Source organism: Caballeronia sordidicola (genome assembly GCF_002220365.1).
GTDB lineage: Bacteria > Pseudomonadota > Gammaproteobacteria > Burkholderiales > Burkholderiaceae > Caballeronia > Caballeronia sordidicola_C.
In genome coordinates this window covers 53,112-76,977 of record NZ_MTHB01000198.1, presented here as the reverse complement: position 1 = coordinate 76,977, position 23,866 = coordinate 53,112, and the positions used below count along the sequence as shown (strand labels likewise).

25 protein-coding genes are annotated in these 23,866 nt (G+C 60.0%); 19 read left to right on the top strand and 6 right to left on the bottom strand.

The window, feature by feature from the left end; genetic code table 11:
- Positions 1 to 66: 66 nt before the first annotated feature.
- Positions 67 to 456: a tautomerase family protein gene (locus tag BSU04_RS28205; RefSeq protein ID WP_089163650.1), complete on the bottom strand. Its 390-nt coding sequence runs from the start codon at positions 454 to 456 to the stop codon at positions 67 to 69.
- Between the two features lie 45 nt (positions 457 to 501).
- Positions 502 to 918, bottom strand: coding sequence for a MarR family winged helix-turn-helix transcriptional regulator (locus tag BSU04_RS28200; RefSeq protein WP_089163675.1), 417 nt, complete (start codon positions 916 to 918; stop codon positions 502 to 504).
- Positions 919 to 1,127: 209 nt separating this feature from the next.
- Between BSU04_RS28200 and BSU04_RS28195 the strand changes: the two genes are divergently transcribed.
- The 8 genes from BSU04_RS28195 (at position 1,128) to BSU04_RS28160 (ending at position 10,881) form a co-directional block, all read left to right on the top strand.
- Entirely contained in the window at positions 1,128 to 1,385 is a 258-nt protein-coding gene (locus BSU04_RS28195; RefSeq protein ID WP_089163649.1) for a hypothetical protein, read from the top strand.
- 105 nt (positions 1,386 to 1,490) lie between these two features.
- Positions 1,491 to 3,623: a phosphocholine-specific phospholipase C gene (locus BSU04_RS28190; RefSeq protein ID WP_089163648.1), complete on the top strand. Its 2,133-nt coding sequence runs from the start codon at positions 1,491 to 1,493 to the stop codon at positions 3,621 to 3,623.
- Between the two features lie 340 nt (positions 3,624 to 3,963).
- Positions 3,964 to 5,187, top strand: coding sequence for a threonine--tRNA ligase (gene thrS / locus BSU04_RS28185; RefSeq protein ID WP_089163647.1), 1,224 nt, complete (start codon positions 3,964 to 3,966; stop codon positions 5,185 to 5,187).
- 324 nt (positions 5,188 to 5,511) lie between these two features.
- Positions 5,512 to 6,243: a GntR family transcriptional regulator gene (locus BSU04_RS28180; RefSeq protein ID WP_089163646.1), complete on the top strand. Its 732-nt coding sequence runs from the start codon at positions 5,512 to 5,514 to the stop codon at positions 6,241 to 6,243.
- The gene (locus BSU04_RS28175; RefSeq protein ID WP_179258471.1) at positions 6,243 to 7,280 is read left to right on the top strand and encodes an ADP-ribosylglycohydrolase family protein; all 1,038 of its coding nucleotides are present in this window, start codon (positions 6,243 to 6,245) and stop codon (positions 7,278 to 7,280) included. The genes BSU04_RS28180 and BSU04_RS28175 overlap by 1 nt, the downstream gene beginning before the upstream one ends.
- A 72-nt stretch (positions 7,281 to 7,352) precedes the next feature.
- Positions 7,353 to 8,792, top strand: a complete 1,440-nt coding sequence (locus BSU04_RS28170) for a purine-cytosine permease family protein (RefSeq protein ID WP_089163645.1) — start codon at positions 7,353 to 7,355, stop codon at positions 8,790 to 8,792.
- Positions 8,789 to 9,736 (top strand): PfkB family carbohydrate kinase, encoded by a 948-nt coding sequence (locus tag BSU04_RS28165; protein ID WP_089163644.1) that lies wholly within the window; start codon positions 8,789 to 8,791, stop codon positions 9,734 to 9,736. Before BSU04_RS28170 ends, BSU04_RS28165 begins: the two co-directional genes overlap by 4 nt.
- Positions 9,737 to 9,846: 110 nt before the next feature.
- Positions 9,847 to 10,881: an NADP-dependent oxidoreductase gene (locus BSU04_RS28160; protein WP_089163643.1), complete on the top strand. Its 1,035-nt coding sequence runs from the start codon at positions 9,847 to 9,849 to the stop codon at positions 10,879 to 10,881.
- A gap of 229 nt (positions 10,882 to 11,110) precedes the next feature.
- Here the strand turns inward: BSU04_RS28160 and BSU04_RS28155 are convergent, their stop codons facing one another.
- The gene (locus BSU04_RS28155; RefSeq protein WP_256983357.1) at positions 11,111 to 11,701 is read right to left on the bottom strand and encodes a GNAT family N-acetyltransferase; all 591 of its coding nucleotides are present in this window, start codon (positions 11,699 to 11,701) and stop codon (positions 11,111 to 11,113) included.
- Between the two features lie 229 nt (positions 11,702 to 11,930).
- On the opposite strand from BSU04_RS28155, the gene BSU04_RS28150 reads away from it, so the two are divergent.
- Complete coding sequence (locus tag BSU04_RS28150; RefSeq protein WP_089163642.1) at positions 11,931 to 12,134, top strand: hypothetical protein; 204 nt, start codon at positions 11,931 to 11,933, stop codon at positions 12,132 to 12,134.
- Positions 12,135 to 12,162: 28 nt separating this feature from the next.
- Here the strand turns inward: BSU04_RS28150 and BSU04_RS28145 are convergent, their stop codons facing one another.
- On the bottom strand, positions 12,163 to 13,098 hold the full coding sequence (locus BSU04_RS28145; protein ID WP_089163641.1) for a LysR family transcriptional regulator: 936 nt from the start codon (positions 13,096 to 13,098) through the stop codon (positions 12,163 to 12,165).
- 120 nt (positions 13,099 to 13,218) lie between these two features.
- Between BSU04_RS28145 and BSU04_RS28140 the strand changes: the two genes are divergently transcribed.
- The 4 genes from BSU04_RS28140 to BSU04_RS28125 all read left to right on the top strand — a co-directional run bounded on the left by BSU04_RS28140 (position 13,219) and on the right by BSU04_RS28125 (position 17,753).
- The gene (locus BSU04_RS28140) at positions 13,219 to 14,184 is read left to right on the top strand and encodes a quinone oxidoreductase family protein (RefSeq protein WP_089163640.1); all 966 of its coding nucleotides are present in this window, start codon (positions 13,219 to 13,221) and stop codon (positions 14,182 to 14,184) included.
- 4 nt (positions 14,185 to 14,188) lie between these two features.
- Complete coding sequence (locus BSU04_RS28135) at positions 14,189 to 15,436, top strand: multidrug effflux MFS transporter (RefSeq protein ID WP_089163639.1); 1,248 nt, start codon at positions 14,189 to 14,191, stop codon at positions 15,434 to 15,436.
- Positions 15,437 to 15,715: 279 nt separating this feature from the next.
- Positions 15,716 to 15,934 carry a hypothetical protein gene (locus tag BSU04_RS28130; RefSeq protein WP_089163672.1) on the top strand — a complete coding sequence of 73 codons (219 nt, stop codon included), beginning with the start codon at positions 15,716 to 15,718 and terminating at the stop codon, positions 15,932 to 15,934.
- A 217-nt stretch (positions 15,935 to 16,151) separates the two neighbouring features.
- On the top strand, positions 16,152 to 17,753 hold the full coding sequence (locus tag BSU04_RS28125) for a peptide chain release factor 3 (protein ID WP_089163638.1): 1,602 nt from the start codon (positions 16,152 to 16,154) through the stop codon (positions 17,751 to 17,753).
- 111 nt (positions 17,754 to 17,864) lie between these two features.
- Here BSU04_RS28125 and BSU04_RS28120 read toward each other — a convergent pair whose 3' ends face one another.
- Together BSU04_RS28120 and BSU04_RS28115 are read right to left on the bottom strand one after the other, a co-directional pair.
- The gene (locus BSU04_RS28120; RefSeq protein WP_089163637.1) at positions 17,865 to 18,326 is read right to left on the bottom strand and encodes a RidA family protein; all 462 of its coding nucleotides are present in this window, start codon (positions 18,324 to 18,326) and stop codon (positions 17,865 to 17,867) included.
- Positions 18,327 to 18,431: 105 nt separating this feature from the next.
- A complete protein-coding gene (locus tag BSU04_RS28115) occupies positions 18,432 to 19,244 on the bottom strand; it encodes a transporter substrate-binding domain-containing protein (RefSeq protein ID WP_089163636.1) in 813 nt (270 codons plus the stop codon).
- Positions 19,245 to 19,620: 376 nt separating this feature from the next.
- Here BSU04_RS28115 and BSU04_RS28110 point away from each other — a divergent pair, with 376 nt between their 5' ends.
- The 6 genes from BSU04_RS28110 (at position 19,621) to BSU04_RS28085 (ending at position 23,717) form a co-directional block, all read left to right on the top strand.
- Complete coding sequence (locus tag BSU04_RS28110; RefSeq protein WP_006159576.1) at positions 19,621 to 19,818, top strand: type II toxin-antitoxin system VapB family antitoxin; 198 nt, start codon at positions 19,621 to 19,623, stop codon at positions 19,816 to 19,818.
- The gene (locus BSU04_RS28105) at positions 19,815 to 20,186 is read left to right on the top strand and encodes a type II toxin-antitoxin system VapC family toxin (RefSeq protein ID WP_089163635.1); all 372 of its coding nucleotides are present in this window, start codon (positions 19,815 to 19,817) and stop codon (positions 20,184 to 20,186) included. The genes BSU04_RS28110 and BSU04_RS28105 overlap by 4 nt, the downstream gene beginning before the upstream one ends.
- Positions 20,187 to 20,493: 307 nt before the next feature.
- Positions 20,494 to 21,567: an acyltransferase family protein gene (locus BSU04_RS28100; protein ID WP_089163634.1), complete on the top strand. Its 1,074-nt coding sequence runs from the start codon at positions 20,494 to 20,496 to the stop codon at positions 21,565 to 21,567.
- A 104-nt stretch (positions 21,568 to 21,671) separates the two neighbouring features.
- On the top strand, positions 21,672 to 22,493 hold the full coding sequence (locus BSU04_RS28095; RefSeq protein ID WP_089163633.1) for a helix-turn-helix transcriptional regulator: 822 nt from the start codon (positions 21,672 to 21,674) through the stop codon (positions 22,491 to 22,493).
- Positions 22,494 to 22,689: 196 nt separating this feature from the next.
- Positions 22,690 to 23,403 carry an AzlC family ABC transporter permease gene (locus BSU04_RS28090; protein WP_089163671.1) on the top strand — a complete coding sequence of 238 codons (714 nt, stop codon included), beginning with the start codon at positions 22,690 to 22,692 and terminating at the stop codon, positions 23,401 to 23,403.
- Positions 23,400 to 23,717 (top strand): AzlD domain-containing protein, encoded by a 318-nt coding sequence (locus BSU04_RS28085; protein ID WP_089163632.1) that lies wholly within the window; start codon positions 23,400 to 23,402, stop codon positions 23,715 to 23,717. Before BSU04_RS28090 ends, BSU04_RS28085 begins: the two co-directional genes overlap by 4 nt.
- Positions 23,718 to 23,866 lie beyond the last annotated feature (149 nt).

The window sequence follows — 23,866 nt, the reverse complement described above, 5'->3', positions numbered from 1 at the left end:
CTCGCGCTGGCAGAACACCGGCGCAACGCCGGCAGAGCCAGTTGTCCACCGGTACGAGCGAAAGATTCAGTGATGGTAGCGGTACTCCTGCGTGCGCCCGCCGTACCCGTACGAGGCCGCCCTGACATCTTCAACATGGATATAGCTCTCTTCATGCAGATCACCCAATATCCGGCCGAACCCTTCATAAACAGCTGAGATATACCGTGCTTTCTCGTCCTTCGTATTCGTTTCGTCGGTGATCTTGATATCGAAATAGAAGCTGGATTTTTTCTGCTCGCTTAACAGCCGGCCACCGATCACCCAGCTATCCGGGTCGATGAACTGAATGGCGATCGCCGTCACCTCCCGCTTCTTGCCCAGGATACTGGAGGTCAGTTCAAGCAACATGTCCGATATGGCCGCAACGGCCTCGGGTGATTTTTCAATGCTTACCTTCACGTTTAGAATCGGCATTTTCCATCTCCAATTAGTTCGCTATACAACTATTTAGGAAAAAAATCAGTCGAGGCTCGACCGTGCATCTTTCACGCTTGCGACTGTAGTCGCAAAGCGTTCCTCACCGAGTTCAGCCTTCAAACGTTTGGTGACCGCGGCACTTGCAGCGTTCAACGCATCCTTGATTTGCAACGCGTCGCCAGTGGGATGAATCGCGGTCTCACGTCCGTCGGATGCGGTAAGCCGGCGTTCGATAAACATCAACTTCTGCAAACCGTCCAGCGTCCGCGTTGCAGTGGACCGTGAGATGGCGAGTTCATAGGCCAACTCGCTTTGCACGATGCCGGGCTTCGCCAGCACCGCACGCAGCATGAATCCCTGCGGCGGCGTCAGGCCAAACGCCTTATACGCGTTCGCCCACTCGCGCTCGAGGCTTCGCGCAAGTGCCGTTGTGTTGAAGTAAATGCAGTGATCGAACATGAACATACTCTAGGAGAAAATGATTCGCTATGCAACTAGTTTCTGATTTCCCAATATGCAATACGTAAGCAAATTGACAGTATTTGGCGCATTGGCCCGCTTTCTCGGCCCTTACCAGATATTTCACAAAATTTTCTTGAAGCGTCTTCAGACTGGCGTCCGCGATGCAACGGAAACGTTTGCGCGTATCCCCCACAAGCGGAGACATCATGAGACGAACCGCGTTATTCGCTTTAGCAACGCTGGCGCTTACCGCCTGCGGACCAGACGATCAGGCAAGCGCCAGCGCCACTCGAGCTTCTGCCAATACATCGTTGCCAGCCAGCGCGGTCGAGCCGCTTGTGCTGGCGGCACCAACCGATAGCCAGGCCGCGAGCAGTCCCATTGCTGCCGCTCAGGCAAGCCTCGCGGCGGACGCGCAGCAGGTTGCACCTGTCCTTCACTCCGCGCCTGACACGTCCGAATGACGCCCTGAGCGACGCTCTCCAGTGAATAAAAATCCCCATCCTGATCGAGTCTTTCGAGCGGGACGCCATTGCCGCACCTATCATGACGCCACGAGGTGAATCAAAATGACATTGAATAGTCGCCGCCGCTTCTTGCAGACCGTTGCTACTTCAGCCGGCGCCGCTGCCGCGCTGACGGTATTCCCCGAATCGATTCGCAAAGCGCTTGCCATTCCGGCGTCACGGCGCACCGGATCGATCAATGATGTCGAGCACATTGTTGTGTTCATGCAGGAAAACCGTTCCTTCGATCACTACATGGGCCACATGCGGGGCGTGCGGGGGTACAACGACCGCTTCCCGATCCCGTTACCCAGCGGGCAGCCGGTATGGTTCCAGCCGTCGAAGGAAGATCCGACGAAACCGGTGCTTCCGTTTCACCTGAATACGCTGACGACCAGCGCGCAATGCATCGGCGATCTCGATCACTCGTGGTACCCGACGCACTATGCGATCAATAACGGTCGTTACGACCAGTGGCCCGCGTACAAGACGGACATGACGATGGGTTATCACCTGCGCAGCGACATTCCGTTTCACTACGCGCTCGCCGATGCCTTCACCGTCTGCGATGCCTACTTCTGCTCGCTGCCCGGCCCGACGCATCCAAACCGCGCCTACCTCATGACGGGCATGGTCGATCCGACCGGCACGCAAGGTGGCCCGCTGCTCGACAATAACGATTTTGTGGATGGCGACGGTCCGCCGCAGTATCAGCTGCTCTCGTGGACGACCTATCCGGAACGTCTGGAAGCTGCCGGTATCTCGTGGCAGATCTATCAGCAAGGCCTGACTGGCGCCGACCCGCTGAATGGCAATTACGGCACCAACGTGCTGCAGAACTTTGCGAATATCATCAATGCGCCGCAGGGCTCTTCACTACAGTTGCGCGCGAACGCCGTGCGTACGATCGACGACCTGAAAGCCGACGTGCTGGCGAATAAATTGCCGCAAGTATCGTGGTTGTGTCCGCCCGCAGCGTACTCGGAGCATCCGAAATACACGCCGGCGTATGGTGCGGAATATACGTCGCAGATTCTGGATGCGCTGACGTCCAATCCGGAAGTCTGGAGCAAGACGGTGCTGTTCATCATGTACGACGAGAACGATGGTTTCTTCGATCACCTCGTGCCGCCGCAGCCGCCCATGTCGCGGGCGCAAGGTTTGTCGACGGTGACAACCGAGGGCGAACTGCACACGGTTGTCAATCCGGGACGCGGCGGCAGCTACACCGCCGACGGCCTGCCGTACGGCCTCGGCCCGCGCGTGCCCATGACGGTTGTTTCGCCCTGGACCAAGGGAGGTTTTGTTTGCTCGCAAGTGTTCGATCACACGTCGGTGATTCGTTTTATTGAAACGCGCTTTGGGGTGATGGAGCCGAACATTACGCCGTGGCGTCGCGCGGTTTGTGGCGACCTGACCGCCGCCTTCGATTTCCGCACGCCCGATGCGCAGATGCCGGTGCTGCCCGACACCAGCAACTACAAGACGATTGCGGATAATCAATGCGCCACGCAACCCGCGCCCACGGTGCCGGCGGTGCCGGGCGTGATCGATCCGCAGGAACCCGGTACACGCTTCGCCCGTGCGCTGCCGTACGAGCTGTATGTACAAAGCAGTCTCGACGGGGGCAACAAGCAGCTGACGCTTCATTTCGCCAATACCGGTTCGCAGGGCGCGCACTTCTATGTCTATTCATCGAACCGCACCGATGGCCCGTGGCGCTATACGGTCGAAGCGGGCAAGACCTTGCGCGACAGCTTCGACATCAACAGGACGGCGGGCATCTATGCGTTCACGGTCTATGGTCCGAACGGGTTCGTACGCGAGTTTGCCGGTACGTTGACGCCGCCGGGTAGCGGTAGTGCGACCAATCCGCCGGCTGATCCCGAATTGGCGGCGCAATACGATGTCGCGAACGGCAATGTGTCCCTGAAGTTCACGAACCGGGGCCGCGGCATTGCGCGCTTATCGGTGGTCGATAACGCCTACGGTGCACAGCCGCGTCAAGTATTAGTGCCGTCGCTGGGGTCGATGGGAGAGTCGTGGGTTCTGGCCGCGAGTCATCACTGGTACGACCTGAGCGTCACCAGCAACGACGATCCCACGTTCTTGCGTCGTCTGGCTGGTCACGTTGAAAACGGTCGACCGAGTATCAGCGATCCGGCTGCGGTTGCGCCAGTGACGGTGCTGGCTTGACGTAGCAGATAAGCTCGGCATATAAGCCGGCGCGAACCGGGTACGTGTTTTCAAACGTCCGGGTTCGCGTCGCTTGGCGATTCACCGCTCTTCAATAACGATGTTGACGGCGGACCCTAAAGCCCTTTATTGTTTGCACCATGAACTCACACTTCTTCGCCCTCACGACCGCAACTACCACAACCACCACGACCACCTTCTCAGGCGGGTCGTCTGGAGGCCGTGCGCGATAAAGTATCGAGGTACGTTTTTCAGAAGGCCCCGCCGGAAACGGACGGGGCCTTTTGCATTGTGCAGCCCACCACGTCCGTTACGGCCCTTGAACTTAACGGAGAGCATTGTGGACAATATCGATCATCGGCAGTTAGGCAACAAGCTCGACCTGTTCCATCAGCAGGACGAAGGACCCGGAATGGTGTTCTGGCATCCGCGTGGGTGGGAGCTTTATCGCGTAGTGGAGGATTACATCCGGCGTCGAATGCGAGGCGCGGGGTTTCGCGAAGTGCGTACGCCGCAACTGCTGGCGCGTTCGCTTTGGGAGCGCAGCGGGCATTGGGAGAAATTTCAGGCCGGCATGTATTCGGTGAACGGCAGTCAGGATGAAGCTCATGAAAACCAGCCTTATTGCCTGAAACCCATGAGCTGTCCGTGTCATGTGCAGATTTTCAATCAACGTATTCGTTCTTATCGCGACCTGCCGATCCGATACAGCGAGTTTGGCGCGTGCCATCGCGACGAGCCTTCGGGGTCGCTGGAGGGGTTGAAACGCACGCGTGCTTTCACGCAAGACGACGCCCATGTCTTCTGCACGGAAGATCAGGTGGAAGTCGAGGTCGGGCGGTTTTGCGACTTGCTTCGAGTGGTCTATGCAGACCTTGGCTTCTCGACGTTCCGCGTGCAACTGGCTACGCGTCCGGATCAGCGGGCAGGCGATGATGCGCTCTGGGATCGGGCGGAGGAGGCGCTGGCGAAGGCCGCGGCTTGCGCCGGCCTGACGTTCGATGTGCGTCCGGGAGAAGGGGCTTTCTATGGCCCGAAGCTTGAGTTCCATCTTACGGATAGCCGGGAGCGCAGCTGGCAATGCGGCACGATCCAGCTTGATTTCGTCTTGCCAGATCGTCTCGATGCAAGCTTCGTCTCTTTCGAGAACGAACACCTTCGCCCGGTGATGATTCATCACGCGGTCCTGGGCAGCATGGAGCGGTTTATTGCCATGCTCCTTGAACACCACGAAGGTTGGCTGCCCCTGTGGCTTTCGCCCGATCAGGTGACGGTCGCGACGGTGTCCGATGCGAGCGCGGGCTATGGACAACGCGTGATGGACTTGCTGGACGAAGCGGACTTAAGGGCGGTGTTCGACGACAGGCCTGAACGGCTTGAACGAAAGATCGTCGATGCACGCGAACAGCGAATCCCCGTATTTATCACGGTGGGCGCCCGCGACCTGCGCGACGAAACGGTGTCGCTGCGACTTCGAGACGGAACGCAAAACACCTTCGCCATACACGAGGGTATCGACCGTTTGCGTGAGATTGGCCGGACGCCGGCCAAAGCACGGTCCTAAAAAAGGGAAGGAGCCGAGACCGGCCCTTTCCTTGGCACCCGCCTGCCGCGCACTTCGTTGCCCGACAACCATCTGGCGCAACCCCAAGGGTTTCCCCTCATCAATTCCCGCTTGACCATCGCAATATGACGTCTTAAATTCTGTACATGTTCCTACATGTTCTTTTTAAAGGTTCATAAAAGGAACAAGCATCAAGGACTATGGCAGCGCGCGCCCCTGTCGCTTTCAATCAGGTTTCGTGCACCGCTTTTTAGCAAAACATGTGCATACTTGTGCTTTTGCAGAGACTGGACTTCCAGAACTCATCGGCACAGGAGTCACACCATGGTTAAACGAGCAGTAAAAACCGCAGAGGTCGGGCGCTCGAAGGCACATATGGTTGCCGCCACGATCGAGCAGGACATCCTCACCGGGCGTCTGCCATTCGGGCAGCAACTGGAAAGCGAGAACGAATTGGTCGAGCGCTTCGCGGTCAGCCGTAACACTGTTCGCAAGGGGCTCGACCTGCTGACCAGCGGCGGTTTGATCACGCGCAAGGGCGGTATCGGTTCGTTCGTGACGTTCAACGGTCAGGCGATAGACGGCGCGCTCGGCTGGACCACCGCGATAGAAAAAGCGGGCGGCGCGCAGACCCGTTTGCTGCAGATTGCGCTGATCGAAGACGAGACGCTTGCGCAGGAGCTGAAGCTTGAGCGCACCGCCTTCGTGGCGATCGACCGGATGCGCGTGATCGGCGCCGACGCCGACGCGCAGTGCATTTCGCTCGAGCGCAGCCGCCTGCCGTTCAACGACGACCTCGCGGCTTTGCCGCTGGAAGGGCTGGTAGGCGGCTCGCTGAACCGGACGTTGATCGAGCACGGCATGGTGCCGCATCACGGCGAGCAGTGGGCCGAAGTGGTCGGTCTGGAAGCGGCCGATGCACGCCTGCTCAAGCGTCGCGCCGGCACCTCGTTCCTGCGTTCGCGACGGCTCACACGGGACCGGGATGAACGGATTATCGAGTATGTCGTGAGCTTGCTGGACCCGACTTTTTTTGCACTACACCTGGAATTCTGATGTCTTCGTCTTTGCTTTTGAATCACCCCACGTTGGCGGATCGCGCACGCGGCGCCTTCTACGGTCTCGCACTCGGCGACGCGTTCGGCATGCCGACCCAGTCACTGAGCCGCGAGCGCATCGTCGAGCAGTTCGGACGGATCGACAAACTGGAAAACGCGTTTGCGGATCAACCGATCGCGCCAGGTCTTCGGGCTGGCTCCATCACAGATGACACGGAACAAGCGGTCCTCGTTGCGCATTTACTGGCCGACGGCCACGGCAAGATCGAACCGATGGCGTTTGCGCGTGCGTTGATCGAGTGGGAAGCGTCCATGAAGGCGCGCGGTTCGCTCGACTTGCTCGGACCATCGACGAAACAGGCCATCGTGCGGATTGCCGCCGGTGAAGATCCGCTGCGCACGGGTCGTTTCGGTACGACCAACGGCGCGGCCATGCGCGTGACGCCCGTCGGGATTGCGTTTGACCTGCGTCGCCATGACCTGTTTATCGATGCCGTCGTGCAGTCATGTGTCGTGACGCACAACACCACGCTTGGCATTTCGAGCGCGGCGGCGGTGGCTGCGGCGGTATCGGCCGGACTGAACGGCGCGAGCCTGGTTGAAGCGCTGGAAGCCGGCATTTCGATGGCCGAGGCCGCCGAGAGCCGTGGATTCTGGGTTGCGGGCGGGCGCATTGCGCCGCGCATCCGCCATGCACGCGAGCTGATGCGCAACTGCGCCGGGAGCGACGTGGCGGACACGATCTATGACGTGATCGGGACGTCGGTGGCGTCGCAGGAATCGGTTGTGGCAACGTTCGCGCTGGCTTTTGATCTGGATAGTCGAGGTAGCACGATCGAAGCCGCCTTGGGGGCTGCAGCGAGCCTGGGCGGCGACACCGACACGATCGCCGCCATGCTCGGTGCGATCCTCGGCGCGTGCGCGGGTTACGAGGCGCTGCCGGCGGTTTCCATCGAGACCATTCGGCGCGTGAACTCACTCGATCTCGAGCCACTCGTCGAGCGTTTGCTTGGACTGCGCGCCGCGGCTGCCTGACCCGCTCTAACGCGCTTTAACGCACTTTTCGCGGTCCCCTGCAGTACCCTTTAATCTGGAGATCAAACTCAGATGGCTTCGTCACGCACGTCAAACAGCGCTCGTAAAGTCGAGACGCGTGGTATCGAACCTGTACCGGAAGGCGAATGTCATGGACATCCGCTGCAGCTTTTCTGGGTCTGGTTTGCCGCCAACATCAGCATTCTTGGACTGCCGCTCGGCGCGACGCTGGTCGCTTTCCAGCATCTCGCTATCTGGCAGGCGGCGCTTGTCGCGGTAATCGGTGCGGCGGGGTCGTTTGCGATCGTCGGCGTGATCTCGATCGCGGGGCGGCGCGGGCATGCGCCGAGTCTCACGCTTTCGCGTGCGATCTTCGGCGTGCGCGGCAACATTGGGCCGACCATTGTCTCGCTGTTGTCGCGGCTCGGCTGGGAGACGGTCAATACGACCACCGCCGCATACGTGCTGCTGTCGCTCGCAACCATTGTGTTCGGCACGCCCGCGCAAGCCAAGAACGCGCCGGTGATGACGCTTGTGTTCATCGCCGTGTTCGTGGTGCTGACGATGATCGTGTCGGGGCTCGGCCACGCTACGCTGCTCGTGATCCAGAAATGGTCCACCTATGTCTTCGGCGTGCTCAACTTGCTGGTGGCTGGCTTTCTCGCGACGGCGATCGACTGGCATGCTGTTTTCAATGCAGCGCCTGCGCCGTTGAGCGCCGTCGTCATCGGAATTGGCACGATTGCAGCGGGTACGGGGATTGGCTGGGCTAACGCAGGCGCCGATATGTCGCGCTATCAGGCGCCTACGGTGAAGGGTCCGGCGCTGGTGGCGTCGGCTGCGTTCGGCGCGGGCATTCCGCTGATCCTTCTCGTCACGCTTGGCGCGCTGCTGTCAGTGGGCAACGATCATCTCGCGTCGGCCACGGACCCCATCGCCGCGATCCGCGAAATGTTGCCTACGTGGATGGCTATTCCCTACCTGGTCACGGCATTCGGCGGTTTGTTGCTGTCCAATTATCTGTCCGTGTATTCGGCAGGTTTGACGACACTCACGCTTGGCCTGAAGGTGAAACGCGTGCAGGCGGTAGTGGTCGACGTCGTGGTGATCTTTGCTGGCTCGATCTACTTCATGCTGATCGCCGGGAGCTTCTACGGTCCGTTCATCGGCTTCATCTCGCTGCTCGCGGTTCCTATCACGGCGTGGGTCGGTATCTTCGTGGTGGATCTGATCCATCGCCAGGAATACTCACCGACCGACTTGCTCGATGTCTCCCCGCGCAGCGCGTACTGGTACAAAGGCGGCGTTGAATGGCGTGCATTCGGCGCGTGGGCGCTGGCGATCGTGCTTGGTTTTTGTTTCATCTCGACGGGTGCGATCCACGGCATATTCGCGGACTCCTGGTTTGGACGCAATGGCCTCGGATGGATCGTGACGTTCGTGGTGGCAGCAGGCGTGTATGCGCTTCTTGGCGGCGCGCGCGGTACGGCTAAACGTTGGAAGACAGCATGACCCAAGCAGACTCACGGCAGGCATCGAGATTGATTCATACCGGGCAGGTGATCGTCGATCTGGTCATGCAGATCGATACGCTGCCCGCGCCCGGCGGCGACGTGCTCGCGCACAACGCAAGCTTCGAAGTAGGCGGTGGTTTCAACGTGATGGCCGCAGCGCGTCGCAGCGGCATGCGCGTGGTGTATCCGGGCGGTCATGGGCATGGCCGTTTCGGTGACATGGCGCGTCAGGTGTTAGCCCTGGAAGGCGTGGAGATTGCCGGGCCGGAAGTCGTGGACCGGGACACCGGCTTGTGCGTTGCCATTGTCGATGCATCCGCCGAGCGCACGTTCGTCTCGCACATGGGCGCGGAAAGCGTGCTCGAGCGGCACGTGCTTGACGCGCTCTCGGTGAGCGCGCACGACATAGTTTATGTCAGCGGTTATAGCCTGATGCTTGCGGAGAAGGGCGCTGTGCTTGTCGATTGGCTTGAGCATCTGCCTTCTGAAACCCGCGTGGCTTTTGATCCGGGACCGCTTGTCGACGCTATCGATGCAACGTTGCTTGCGCGCATGCTGGCCGTCGTATCAATCTGGACGAGCAACCGGGTAGAGGCGCTGCGCTTCGCCAATACCGACAATTTCGATGCAGCATTCGACTCGATCATCGCGCGGTTAAGAACCGGCGCGCTCGCCATCGTGCGCGATAGCGCCTCCGGCTGTCACCTGCGCGTGGGCGAAACACGCGACCATGTGCCGGGCTTCGCGGTGAAAGCGGTCGACAGCAACGGTGCCGGCGATGCTCATGCCGGCGTGTTCCTGGCCACGCTGGCGACCGGTGCGGATGCACGAACGGCGGCTCGTCGCGCGAACGCCGCTGCGGCTATTGCCGTGACGCGCTACGGACCCGCGACGTCGCCGGATGCGGCGGAAATTGATGCGTTCATCGCGTCGCGTGCTTAAACACATTAAGCGAATGTAAGCGAATCATCCGTTTCGAACCGTGCGTCAAAGCGCGATTGCGCAAGCGCGTATATGCTCAGTTTCCCCACGATGCATCCTGGAGAAACCGCATGACATCAGCTACCGCTCGACAAATCGTGTTGGCCTCGCGTCCCGCCGGCGGCCGCGCCGCGCTCTCTGATTTCCGCCTCGAAGAAGTGCCTATGCCCGTGCCGGGCGAAGGCCAGGTGCTGCTGCGCATCGATTATCTATCGCTCGATCCGTACATGCGCGGCCGCATGAACGATGCGCGTTCATACGCGAAACCCACGCAGATCGGCGAGGCGATGCCGGGCGAGAGCGTGGCGACGGTAATCGAATCAAACGACGCAACACTTCCGCCCGGCGCCCAGGTACTCGTAAGCGCGGGCTGGGTCAGCCACGCGGTAGCCGATGCCCGCGACCTGAGCCCATTATCCGCAGACGGTATTGCAACGCGCGCTTATCTCGGCGTGCTTGGCATGCCGGGCTTCACCGCATATGCCGGCATGGCGGCGATCGGCAAGCCGAAGAGCGGCGAGACGGTGGTGGTCGGTGCGGCAAGCGGCCCGGTGGGCTCGCTCGTGGGTCAACTCGGCAAGATCGCCGGCGCCCGGGTCGTGGGCATCGCCGGCGGTGCGAAGAAGTGCAGCTATGTGGTGGACGAACTCGGCTTCGATGCCGCCATTGACCATCGCACGCCTGACTTCGCCGATCAATTGGCGAATGCATGTCCCAAGGGTATCGACGTGTATTTCGAGAACATTGGCGGGGCGGTGTGGAAGGCTGTGCTGCCTTTGCTCAATCAGTACGGCCGCGTGCCCGTCTGCGGATTGATGGCGCAAACGTCGGGCAACAATGCTGACGCCGATGATGGCCTTGCCTCGACCATGCGCGCGATTCTGACGCGCAGCCTGACGGTGCGCGGTTATATCAACTATGGGTTCCTGCCTGAGTATCGGGACGCTTTCCTGCGCGATGTCGGCGGTTTTTTGCGTGCGGGTCAGGTGAAGCATCTGGAGGATGTCACCGTGGGGTTGGAGAACGCGCCGCAAGCGTTCATCGACATGATCGACGGCCGCAATTTCGGCAAGGTGCTGGTGCGGGTATCCGACGAAGCAGCGTAAATCACATGGCACAAACAAATAATGGTCGATAGACACACCACAAAAACCTTTCGGATCGGGGATTGCCAGGCTATCCGTATCCCCGATGAATTGGCTTACGATCGCGCCGGATTTCATGGTCGATGCTCGCGATGAGCACGAGCAGGCCGATCGCGGAGCGCGCGCGACGTGATACGGGCATTTGGGCATAGCTGATCGACGGAGCTGGCGCTGCGCCGCGTCTGACCACTCAATCTTTCGGATTCACCAGCGAGGTCAGCACGTGATCCGCCCATTGCCCGTCGATCTTGAGATACGCCTTGGCCAGCCCTTCATGCTCGAATCCGAGGCTGGCCAGCAGGCGTCCGCTGCGATCGTTCTCCGGCCGGTAACTCGCCATGACACGGTGCAGCCGGTACGCATCGAAGATAAAGCCCAGCGCTGCAGCGAGCGCCTCGTGCATCAACCCGCGCCCCTCGTAACGCTGGTCAATCGAATAGCCGAGATGACATGCCTGGAGCGGTCCCCGCACGATGTTCGTAAAGTGACAGTCGCCAATCAGCACATGGCGCCGTTCGCTTGAGAAAATCAGCAGATGCAGCGCGGTGCCGGCGGACATCGCGTTTTCCATCAATGCCATGCGTTCGTTCGCGGCTTGCATGGTGAAGAAGGAGTCTTCTCGCAACGGCTCCCAACGGTCGAGGTGCGCGCGATTGGCGAGCCGGTAGATCAGCAGCGCGCCGGTGTATTGACTGTTGGCCGGACGCAGCACGACACGCTCCGTTTTCAAGCCCTCTGGCGGGAATTGCTCCATGGCGCGGTGCTCGGCTTCGATTGCCATAAGCGGTAAATACCCCTTCGTAATCGTGTTCAACGGCAACGCAGCGATAAGACATCGACAATACAGCGACGAATTAAAGCCAGCTTTTCGTGTGATGAAAAGAGGCAATATTTCCCTAAGCAGTGCGTCGCATGGTGTCGTTTTCCGTCACCAGCCCCAATTTCGGCTGGTCAAGGATAGGTAAAAACCCTTATAATTCCCAAATTGAGAGACTCGAGGAAGTTTGGAAATGTCCCGCCGCTTTATGATTGTCGAGCGCATCGCTTTCGCGTTGCTGACCATGTCCGCCGTTGCGGACGCTGGCTTTATCAGCTATGAAAAGAGCCCGAACTTCAGGGATAACATCCATGAAATCGTTCGCGTGAGCAAAGAGGTTTCGCTCATGTATCCGGCGACCGGCAATGACCCGTGGATGCCGCTGGCTTCCAGCTAACATACGCAGAAAGCACTCCAGCTGAGGTCTAAAGCGTGCTTATCTTTGTAGCCGAACGCTTCTGGTCAAGTGCTGCCTCGCCGAGTGCTTCTTGTACGAAATCAAGAAAGACCCGCACTCGCGGCGACAAATGTCGCCGGTTCGCAAATACCGCATATAACTCGATTTCATCGCAGTGATAGGGCGCAAGGCACTCAATCAGCTTGCCCGCGCTCAAATCGCTTTCTATATCCCACAGCGCCTTCAGCGCAAGGCCGCGGCCTTTGAGCGCCCAGTCGTGGAGCACTTCGCCGCTCGCGGTCGAAAGCGTGCCGCGCACCTGAATCTCACGGCGCCTGCCGTCTTCCGCGAATAACCATCTGTCGAATACGCGCTGCCCGCGCACGAGCCGCAGGCAATCGTGCACGGCAAGATCGGTGAGCGTTTGCGGCGTGCCGTGCCGCGCCAGATACGCTGGCGCCGCGCACACAATGCGTCGGCTTGACAATAGTTTCTTCGCGATCACGCCGGTATCCGCAGGCAAGCCGATGCGCAACGCCACGTCGAGATTGTCGTCGATCACATCCAGTCCGATATCGGACAGCACCAGCCGCACCTCGACCTCTGGATACCGGTCCGAGAATGCTTCGATCAGCGGCGCAATCTGCTTGCGCCCAATCTCCGACGGCGCGCCGATGCACAACAAACCCTGCGGCACGCGCGCCTGAGCGCTGATCTCGGCCTCGGCGTCGTCCACCGCGTGCAGGATGGCGACTGCGCGCTCATGAAACAGTGCTCCTTCCACCGTCAGGTCGAAGCGCCGCGACGTCCGCGTGACGAGGCGCACGCCCAAACGCTTTTCCAGCGCAGCCAGCCGCCGGCTCATGGCGGCGGTCGATCCGTCGGTTCGGCGTGCCGCCGCCGAGAGGCTGCCGGCGTCCACCATCTGCGCGAACAGGCGCAGGTCGTTGATTTCATCGGGCATCGATCAGGTCCATCTTTTCACTTCATCTTTCCACCTAATGCAACGATTCTATGCGGACGGATGCCTTTTCGCCACGGGCGGGCGCGGCAATAATGCGGACATGACAACGGAGAAATCATCATGAAAGCACTGCGCTTCAACCAACACGGCGATCCGTCGGTTCTTTTCACCAGCGATTTGCCTGTGCCTGCGCCGACCGGTAATGAAGCCGTCGTACAGATCTTCGCGGCATCGATCAATCCGAGCGACGTAAAGAACGTGCAAGGGCGCATGAGCCAGACGACGCTGCCGCGTACGCCCGGGCGCGACTATTCGGGCGTGGTCATCGCCGGTCCCGCCGAGTGGCTGGGCGCTCAGGTGTGGGGATCGGGCGGCGATGCGGGTTTCACGCGAGACGGCACGCATGCCGAACAGGTCGTGGTGCCCGTTGCGAGCCTGCGTCGCAAGCCGGTCAATCTGACGTTCGAGGAGGCATCGGCGATCGGCGTGAATTTCATCACCGCGTGGTGCGCCGTGGTGGAAGCCGCCCAGTTGCAGGCTGGCGAGAGCATCGTGATCATCGGGCTGGGCGGCGTGGGCGGGGCGGCGTCGCAGATCGCGAGACGTATCGGCGCGAAAGTGGTGGGCGTGGCGCGCGGGGCAACCGTGACGAGTCCCTACGTCGATGCAATGGTGGACTCGCAAGCCCCCGATGCCATCGCACGCATTCGTGAAGCGACAAACGGCGGCGCGGCTGTCGTATTCGATACCGTCGGCGGATCAATGTTCGAAACGGCCTTGCACATGCTGAAGGTAGGCGGACGGCTGGTGGAGATATCGGCGTCGGATCGTCGCGAAGTCAGCTTCAACCTCGCGGATTTCTATCACAACGAGAGCCGCCTGATTGGCATCGATACATTGAAGCGCGATCTGGTCGCGTCCGCGCAGATGCTGGAAGCGCTGCGTCCCGGCTTCGAAGACGGCAGCTACAAACCGCCGGTCATCGCGCAAACCTTCGCGCTGGAGGATGCGCAAGCCGCCTACCGGGCAGTGGCGGAGGGGACGAAAGGCCGCGTGGTGCTGACACCGCAAGCAAAGCGGAGCTGACGCGATGCAACGCTGGCGACTCGCGCCGCAATCGGTCCTGTTCGCTGTTTTCCTGGGCGCGCTGGCTGCATTGCCGCCCATTTCCATTGATATGGCGTTGCCCGCGCTTGGCAATATTGCAAACACGTTGCACGCGAGCGCGAGTCAGGCCGGGCTTACGCTGAGTCTCTTCATGGCGGGTTTCGCGGTTGGCCCGATCGTCTACGGCCCACTGTCGGACGCACGGGGCCGCAAGCCTACGCTGCTGCTCGGCCTTGCATTGTTCACCGTGGGTGGGATTGTTTCGGCGCTGGCGCCGGGCATCGCCGTATTGCTGGGCGCGCGACTCGTGCAGGGCATTGGGGCGGGCGCGGGGATGACCGTGGCGCTGGCGATCGTCCGCGACCTGTTCGAAGGCAACGCGATGCAGCACCGGCTCGCGGCCATCACCGTGGTCGCGAACGTCGCGCCGATTGTTGCGCCCTCTATTGGCGTTGGATTGCTGGCGGCGATTGAATGGCGCGGGATATACGGCGTCATGGCGGTCTGCGGACTGCTGGCCGCGCTTGCCACGTGGGCCGGCCTCACGGAATCGGCGCCGCAGCGCAGCGGCAGCTTCGCCGTGTCCGGGCTGCGCGATGGATATCGGCACGCGCTGACACATCGCGTGGTGCTGGGGCATATTCTTATCAACGGTTTCGGGTTCGGCTGGATGTTCGCGTACGTGGCGGGTTCGCCGCTCGTGCTGCTGCACGTCCTGCATGTCCGGCCGATCATCTATGCCGCTATGTTCGCGATGACCGGCGCGGGTATTGTCGCGGGTGCAACGCTCAACGGATTGATAGCCGCGCGCGGTTTCGAATCGCGGCGCATTCTCGCCACCGCTATTTGCACGACGCTCGCCGCGACCCTCGGGTTGATTGCGCTCAGCGTGTTGCATCAGGCTTCGTTGCTCACCATCATGCCCTTGCTCGTGGCGAGCACTTTTTGCTTCGGGCTCGCGGCGCCCAGTGCCGCACGCGGCGCGCTCGATCCCATTCCGGCGTTGGCGGGCGTGGCGGGCGGCCTGCTGACATCTATACAGATGCTGTGCGGGGCGGCGTCGAGTTCAATCGTTGCGCTGCTGTTTCCTGTACTCGGCATTTTTTCGATGAGCGGTGTGATGGCCGTCTGCGCACTGCTCGCAGGAATGGTATGGATCTGGCTCGGGCAGCGAGGCAGGATCGAGACGCCCGTAGCCGTCGCCGATGCAGATTCGACCTCGCCGGTTTGAAGGCTGTGAAACGCGGATCGAGTCGACGGCACCCTCAATTGTTAAACAACGTTATGTGTTGACGGCTGATTTCATGCAGCGACATAAACGGGGGACAGGGTGCCACTTTGTGCGCTAACCGAAGGAATTCTTTGCACGGGAAAATTGTGTGGCTGCGCTCAGTTTTTCTTTGAGTTCGTGTCAACACACTTCGCGAGTGAGGCGTTAAACGGGTACACGCGACGTCGTCGCCGCGTTGTCGATATCAACCTCGACATCAACCTCAAGGATCTCATTGCCATGAAAAAGCAACTCGTTGCCGCGACGCTCGTCGCTTTGTTCTCCGCTGGCGCATTCGCACAAGCTTCGGCACCGGCTCCGGCACCTGCCGTTGCTCCGGCTGCGACGGCTGCCGATGCAGCACCGGCTAGCGCCACGCACAAGAAGCATCATCACAAGAAGCATCACAAGCACGCAGCATCGGCTACGGCAATCCCGTCGTCGGCAGCCAAGCCCTAAGCTTGTTGAGCTTTATCAGCTTTAAGTTGTAGCGTTTTCGAGAAGAGCCCCGATCCAACCGGGGCTTTTTTCGTTTCCGTTTGGTTTGTACTGGCAAGCCGTCCCCGGCACGAGCACACCCCCCCTCGTGTATCATCCACACCACGCGGCTTTTTCGGGCCATTTTTCGGGCCACCCACCGCCCGAATGCTTAACCCCACAGCTCTTTCCAGTACTGATGTCACTCTCCGAACTCAAACGGCGCCGCACCTTCGCGGTCATTTCCCACCCTGACGCGGGCAAGACCACGCTGACCGAAAAACTGCTGCTGTTTTCGGGCGCGATCCAGATTGCAGGCACCGTGAAGGGGCGCAAGAGCAGCCGCTATGCGACCTCGGACTGGATGGAAATCGAAAAGCAGCGCGGCATTTCGGTCGCGAGCTCGGTCATGCAGTTCGAATACGGCGATTGCGTCATCAACCTGCTCGATACGCCAGGACACGAAGACTTCTCCGAAGATACGTATCGCGTGCTGACGGCGGTGGATGCCGCCGTGATGGTGATCGACGGCGCCAACGGCGTTGAAGCGCAGACGCTCAAGCTGCTCGAAGTCTGCCGCAGCCGCCGTACGCCAATCCTCACGTTCATCAACAAGCTCGACCGGGAAGTGCGTCAACCGCTCGATTTGCTTGATGAAATTGAACAGCACCTGGGCGTGGCGGCTGTGCCGTTCACCTGGCCTATTGGCATGGGCAAGGAATTCCAGGGCGTCTACGACATCGCGCACGATCAGGTGCGAGTATTCCGCGCTGGTCAAGATACCGCTGGCGGCGCGGTGGAAACCGTGCGTGCGCTCGACGACGCCGACGGCGAGCGTCGTTTCGGCCCGAGCTGGGCGCGTGCGAAAGAAGAAATCGACTTGATCACCGGCGCCACGCCCGCGTTTGATCGCGCTGCGTTTCTGGCAGGCGAACAGTCGCCGGTGTTGTTTGGATCGGCGATCAACAACTTCGGCGTGAAAGAGATTCTCGACGCACTCGTCGAGCTCGCGCCGCCGCCGTCCATGCGCATGTCCGTGCAACGTCCGGTGCTGCCGGAGGAGCCGCGTTTTACCGGCGTGGTGTTCAAGGTGCAGGCGAACATGGATCTGGCGCACCGCGACCGCGTGGCGTTTATTCGCGTGTGCTCGGGACATTTCGAGCGCGGCATGGCGCTGAAAGTAACGCGTACCAACAAGACATTCCGTGCGAATAACGTGGTGACGTTCCTGTCGCAACGCCGTGAGACGGTGAGTGAAGCATTCCCGGGCGATATCATCGGCATTCCGAATCATGGCACGCTGAGCCTCGGCGATACGTTGACTGAAGGCGAACTGTTGCAGTTCGTCGGCTTGCCGTTCTTCGCACCGGAAATCTTCCAGACGGTGGAAGTGGTCGATCCGATCCGGGCCAAGCAGCTTGGTGAAGCGCTGCGGCAACTCGGCGATGAAGGCGCGATCCAGGTCTTCCGTCCGGTACTGGGTGGGTCGACCATTCTGGGCGCTGTCGGGCAGCTTCAGTTTGAAGTGGTGTCGCACCGGTTATCGGCGGAATATAAAGTCGATGTGCGGATCATGCCGGCGCGGTATCGCATGTCGCGATGGGTTACGTGCGACGACGCCGCTGAATTGCGCCGCTTTACCGATGCCTATTCGGCCCGCATTGCACTGGATGCGTCGAATGCGCCGACGTATCTCGCTTCGCATGTATCGGAAATCGATGTCGCGAAGAAGGCTTGGCCGAAGATCGTTTTTAATGAGCTGCGCGAGCATTCCGGAGCGCCGTTTCAGAAGTCTATTTGATGACGTTGGCTGGCGCGGGGAGTGGGTGTAGCTGGTCGGCTTGATGCTGTTAGCTCGACCAGAACCGCCCTTTAACCCCAACCCGGGTGCGAACGAACTAAGCTGTCGGTGTTATCGCTTGAGCTGAAACACGCTGTCGATTTCCACGGGAATGCCCATTGGCAAGGTAAAAACGCCGATGGCACTCCGCGCAGGCAACCGGTCTGGACCAAACAGCGCAAGCAGCAAATCACTCGCACCATCCGCCACCTTCGGGTGCGCCGTGAAGCCGCTCTCCGCGCGAACATAAACGGTCAGGCGCGCGCAACGCTCGATATTCTCCAGCCCGCACGCCTCTTCCACACAAGCAAGAATCAGCAGCATGGTCCGCTGCGCCGCCTCCTGCGCGTCAGCGATCGAGAGGTCGGTTCCCACGATTCCCACTACCGGCTTGCCGTCCTTGAAAGGCCCAAGGCCCGAGACGAAGAGCTGGTCGCCGAAGGTCACCGTGGTCCGGTAGGATCCGAGCGGATTGATTGGTGCAGGCAATTGGAGGCCAAGCTGCGTGAGGCGGTTTTGAATGTCGTTGTCCATGGCAACCAAACGTTCGTGAGAAAGAGCAAGTATGTCCGTTCTTTCATTTCCGCGTGATGTCCGGCGCTTGGCAACCTGCCGGTCAAGGCCAGGTCCGCAACAAGCTCAATCGGTACTCTGCGCCATCTTTTGCGGCAATGGCACATGCAGCCACTTCTCCACGATACCGTTCAACTCGCCGTCTTTCTTCGCTTCAGTCAGGATTGCATCGACCTTTGCCATCAGCTTCGGCTCGTTCTTGTTCAGCCCGACATGACATGCCGACTCATGAATCACATACTTGAGCGCGGGTTTAGTCGGCGCCGACGCGGGCAAGGTCGCGGCAATCTTGTTAGCCACGAAGTCGCCCGTGCCCACCAGCGGCACCTGACCCGCGAGGTAGGCGGAGATCATGCCGCTGTTGTCCTCGAAGCGCTTGATGGTGGTGGACGGCGGCACGCTTTTCGTCAGCATCAGGTCTTCGAAGGTACCGCGAGCGACACCCACCGTCTTCCCGGCCATGTCCGCCGGGCCGTCAATTTTCATATTCGCGGGACCGTACACGCTATTGTTATAAGGCGAATATGACTGCGAGAAGTCGATGACCTTGTCGCGCTCCGCATCGCGGCCAAGGGTTGAGATGACCAGGTCGACCTTGTTCGTCTGGAGGTACGGAATGCGGTTTGCGCTCGTGACGGGCACCAGTTCCAGCTTGGCGCCGAGTTTTTTCGCAAGCAGCCCGGACACGTCGATATCAAGCCCTTCCAGTTGCATGCTCGGACCGACCGATCCGAACGGCGCAAAGTCCTGCGGTACGGCCACGCGCAGCACACCACGTTTTTCGATGTCATCCAGTGCTTCCGCGTGGACCGGCGTCAAACGTGCGAACACACTGAGCGCGACTACGCCAAGCGTCATCAACAGCTTTGAAGTTTTCATGTTTCCCCTGAAACGTGGTGTGGTCTGTCTACGTTGAAACGTTTGTTTACTGGCTGAAGGGCAGGCGGAAGCGTCTGACTCGCGACTTCGCAAAGTCTATTAGCAAGTCTTTTGTTTTCTAAACGATTCAAAATTCACGCGCTCGGCGATGCGACGGAGCAGGCGGCGCAACCGACTTCCCGATGAGGCGGCAAACAAGTGCGCGCCGCAGGCGCCCTCAAGCGCTCAAGGTGACCTTGACCCGGATAGGTATCGAGGCCGTCGGCGAAGTGAATTCACGGCAACTGCCCTGCGGTATATTTCAGAATGACAAGTGTGCACGTAATTTCGCATTAAACGATGCTAAAATTGGTGCGTTAACTGATCGGAGGTTCTCATGCGTACTACCATCGCCCTCGATGACGATTTGATCGCCAAGGCCCAAGCCTATACGGGACTGGAGGAAAAAACGGCGCTTGTGCGCGAAGCGCTCAAGGCTTTGATCCAACGTGAAGCCGCGAAACGACTCGCGAATCTTGGAGGTAGCCAACCGGGTATCAAGGGGGCGCCGCGTCGCCGGCAGGACGTCGAATGATTCTCGTCGACACGTCAGTCTGGATCGACCACATCAACGCTTCTGATCCTATGCTCGCTAGCCTGCTTGCCGACGCGCGCGTGCTGGCGCATCCCTATGTGATTGGAGAAATATCGCTCGGCAGTTTGCGCGATCGCGACGTCGTGCTTGGCGCGTTGCTTGATCTACCGAGCGTGCCAACTGCAACGCCGGAGGAGACGTTTTACCTAATAAAATGCGAAAGTTTATTTAATCGTGGGATCGGATATGTCGACACGTCGCTGTTGGCGTCCGCGCGCTTATGTCCCGGCGTTACCATCTGGACGCGCGACAAGCGACTAAAGAAAGTGGCAGATGAACTCCACCTGAGCGCAACGCTTGGGCATTAGCGGGCTGCGGGAATTTAGGTCGATTTTGCTGAGCCATGGAGTCTGGTCGAATCTCCGGAGAGTCGTTTTTTCCTGGTCTGGAATATCAGTCGTCTTGCTTTTCCGATAACGCCGCGAATTCGGGTCGCTCGTTAACTAATAGGTCCGTGGCTGCGCATTTCACCCTTGATATTTCTCGCCCACAAAAATTCTTTCGAATTATTTTCTAATATTTTCTCGACCTGGCACCTCAAAGGGATATTTTTCCGCGTCCGGATTGCGTTTTTTCCACCCTACACTGAGCGTTCGATAATGACGGTCCGCCACTATGAACGCCATAAAGTCCACCCGGTTCGATTTGCTTGACGGCTTGAGAGGTGTTGCTGCAATCGCCGTCATGCTTCACCACTACACGCAGCACACGGGTTGGGACTGGTTCGGCGGAGCATGGGTCGCAGTCGACCTGTTCTTCGTGCTGTCCGGCTTCGTAATCGCGCACAGCTACAGCAAGAAGATCCTGAACGGCATGTCGTTTCGCGAGTTCGCCTTCGTGCGGCTCGTCCGGCTCGCGCCCCTCTACCTCCTGGGGCTGGCGCTCGGCGTGTGCGCCGTGTTGCTGTCGATGGCAAAAACCGGCACGCCGCAAATATCCGGCACGCAGCTCGCGACAGCCACCGTGCTGGGCGCGGCCTGGCTGCCGTACTTTAATAATATCGGCTGGCCTTTTGGCACGGACGCGATCGTAGGCGCGACCTTTCCGTTGAACGATCCATCGTGGTCATTATTCTTCGAGTTATTTGTCAACGTTGTATTTGCCGCTTATCTGTACAAGTTTCGCAAACTCCCGAGTGCCAAATATTCGATACTCGCATTCATCGCGTTTATTGCTTGCACCGTAATCTTTCGGCAAATCAATCCAGGCTGGCGGGCGGAGAGTTTTCTGCTTGGATTTCCGCGCGTTATTGCTGAATTCTTCGCCGGGGTTTTCATCTTTTCGATGGGGCTCCAATATAAAAGGGCGCACCCGGTTTTTACCGCAACTGTCACGATCGCGGCGCTGGCGTGCTTCGCCATCGGCAGTCCCAAGGTGGCATTCGTCAACTCGCTGACGCTCGTGCCGTTGTCGGTCGCGTTGCTGTGCTCAGTGTCCATTGAGGGCATCGGCAAGGGGATTTGCAAGGTGCTGGGCGAGCTCTCGTATCCGCTCTACGTGATTCATTTCCCGATCTATCGGCTGGTGTTCGAGTCGTTCGATATCCGGGTGCTCAACCCGATCGTCCAGACGCTGGTGGTGGCGGGCATCTCGATCGTGCTGGCTTTGCTGCTCGCGCGAGCGGATCAGGAACTCAGGAGGAAGCTGACGAGTTTCATCAAGACCAAGACATCTCCCGCCGCTGTCTGATCGAGACGCTTTCTGCCACAGGAAAAACCGGCGGGTTATTCAAAATTCGCTGAAAACGCGACCCGGGCTAAACTTGCGGTTTCCGCCCACGGCATCGCAAAGTCATGACCGCCTCCCGTTTCAGCAATTCCGCGCGCTATTGGCGCTCGCCGCTTGTGCCTGGCGCGGAGATGCTCACGGCCGAGTATTACGATCATTCCTTCACGCCCCACTGGCACGATGCTTACACCGTTCCCGTCATCGAAGCGGGCGCGGAGCAGTACGACTATCGCGGATCGAACTTCGTGGCCGAGGCGGGTTCGGTGCCGGTCATCAATCCGGGCGAACTGCATACCGGCGCGCGGGCGGTGGATTTGGGCTGGCGGTATCGCGTGTTTTATCTGCCGGTCGATTTCGTGCAGTCTGTCGCCGACGAAGTGGCCGGCCGCGCCCAGCCAATGCCATGGTTCTGCGCCGACGTCATTCGCGACGCCGATCTCGCACAACGCGTGCAGATTGCGCATCAGGCAATGGAAGCCAACCTGGATCCGCTCGGGGCGGAACATGCGTTGCTCGACGCGGTATCCACGCTGCTTGCACGTCACGCCGGACAACGACCGCCGGTACAGCGCATGCGTCAGGACATCACGCGTGTGAACACGATGAAAGCCCGCCTGACGGATGACCTGACTCAGCCGCTATCGCTTGCCGAACTGGCGCAGACGGTGGGGCTCTCGACTTTTCACGCCGCGCGCCTGTTCACCCGCGAGACCGGGCTCGCTCCTCACGCGTGGCGCAACCAGATGCGTGTCAATCGCGCGCTCGATGCCTTGCGTGCGGGCGTTCCGGTAACGGACGTGGCGGCGGCAAGCGGTTTCACCGACCAAAGCCATTTCACGCGGCACTTTAAAAAGACCTTCGGCGTGTCGCCCGGACGCTGGCGTTAAAGTTAGCAATAGCGCACCGTATATCGTCGATGTAACCGGACCGCAAGAACGTACAAGCGCATGAACGCGGCGCGTCCTATCCTCGCTATCAACGGAGGAGACATTGAACTCAACGCATCAGGACCGTCAGGACCGTCAGGTCCATCAACCGGGTAACTTCGCCGAATTCGGCGCGGGCGCACGCGACACCATTCCCATGATGGTCGGCGCCGCGCCATTCGGCGTGATCTTCGGCACGCTCGCCGCCACCGGTCCGCTGCATGCGTGGTCGGTGCAGTTCATGTCGCTTGCAGTATTTGCCGGCTCGGCGCAATTTATCGCGCTCGGGCTGATTGCCGGCCACGCGAGTTTTGCCGTGATCTGGGCAACCACGTTCATTGTCAACCTGCGTCATGTCCTGTACTCCGCAACGCTTGCGCCCTACGTCGCGCACTTGCCTGCGCGCTGGCGCTGGACGCTCGGCGCGTTCATGACCGATGAAGTCTTTGCCGTCTCGTACGCGCATTATCAGCGGCGTGCACCGGGTGAAACCGGGCCGTATTACTTCCTTGGCTCCGGCGTATCCATGTATGTGAACTGGCAGATATGGACCGTCGCCGGACTGCTGTTCGGTTCGGCGTTTCCGGGTCTTCAGTCGAAGGGACTCGACTTCGCGATGGTCGCCACCTTCATTGCGATCATCGTGCCGCAGCTTGTTGCGTTGCGTTTTGTGGCGGCGGCGCTGGCAGCCGGAGTGCTGTCGTTTGCGTGGAACGACTGGCCGTACAAGCTCGGCTTGCTTGCGGCGGTCGTGGTGGGGGTGGCGGTGGGCATGCTGCTGTCGATGCGTGCGAAAAACTCCACGGATTCCACGCAAGGCCGCGCACAAAGTCCAAAGCAACGTCCCGTGGAAATGGAGCGCGCCAAATGAAATACGCGCTTCTCATCCTGGGCATGGCGGTGATCACCTATGGCATTCGCTCTGCGGTTTTCGTATTCGGCGAACGGCTGAGCTTTCCACCCATCGTGCGGATGGCGCTTAATTTCGTGCCGGTGACGGTGCTGACGGCGATCATCGTTCCGATGACGTTTGCACCGCACGGCGGTGCTGCCGAGCTTACCTGGCGGAATTCGCAATTGGTCGCGGCGGTGGTGGCCGTTGTTGTGTGCGCGGTTACGCGTAAGCCGTTGCTGACCATTGCGGTTTCGCTGGCGGTGTTCTTTGCCTGGCAAATGATCGTTTAGTTTGTCGCTCGTGCCACGGAGGTGAACGTCTTTCGTGGCAGACCTGAACGCACACCGCTCGCGCAATCGTGCCGTGCCCCACGCTCACTTTCGATCCGCTCGCCGAGCGGCGACGCGAAGGAGCCGTTTGGATAGCGCGGGGCGCAGCG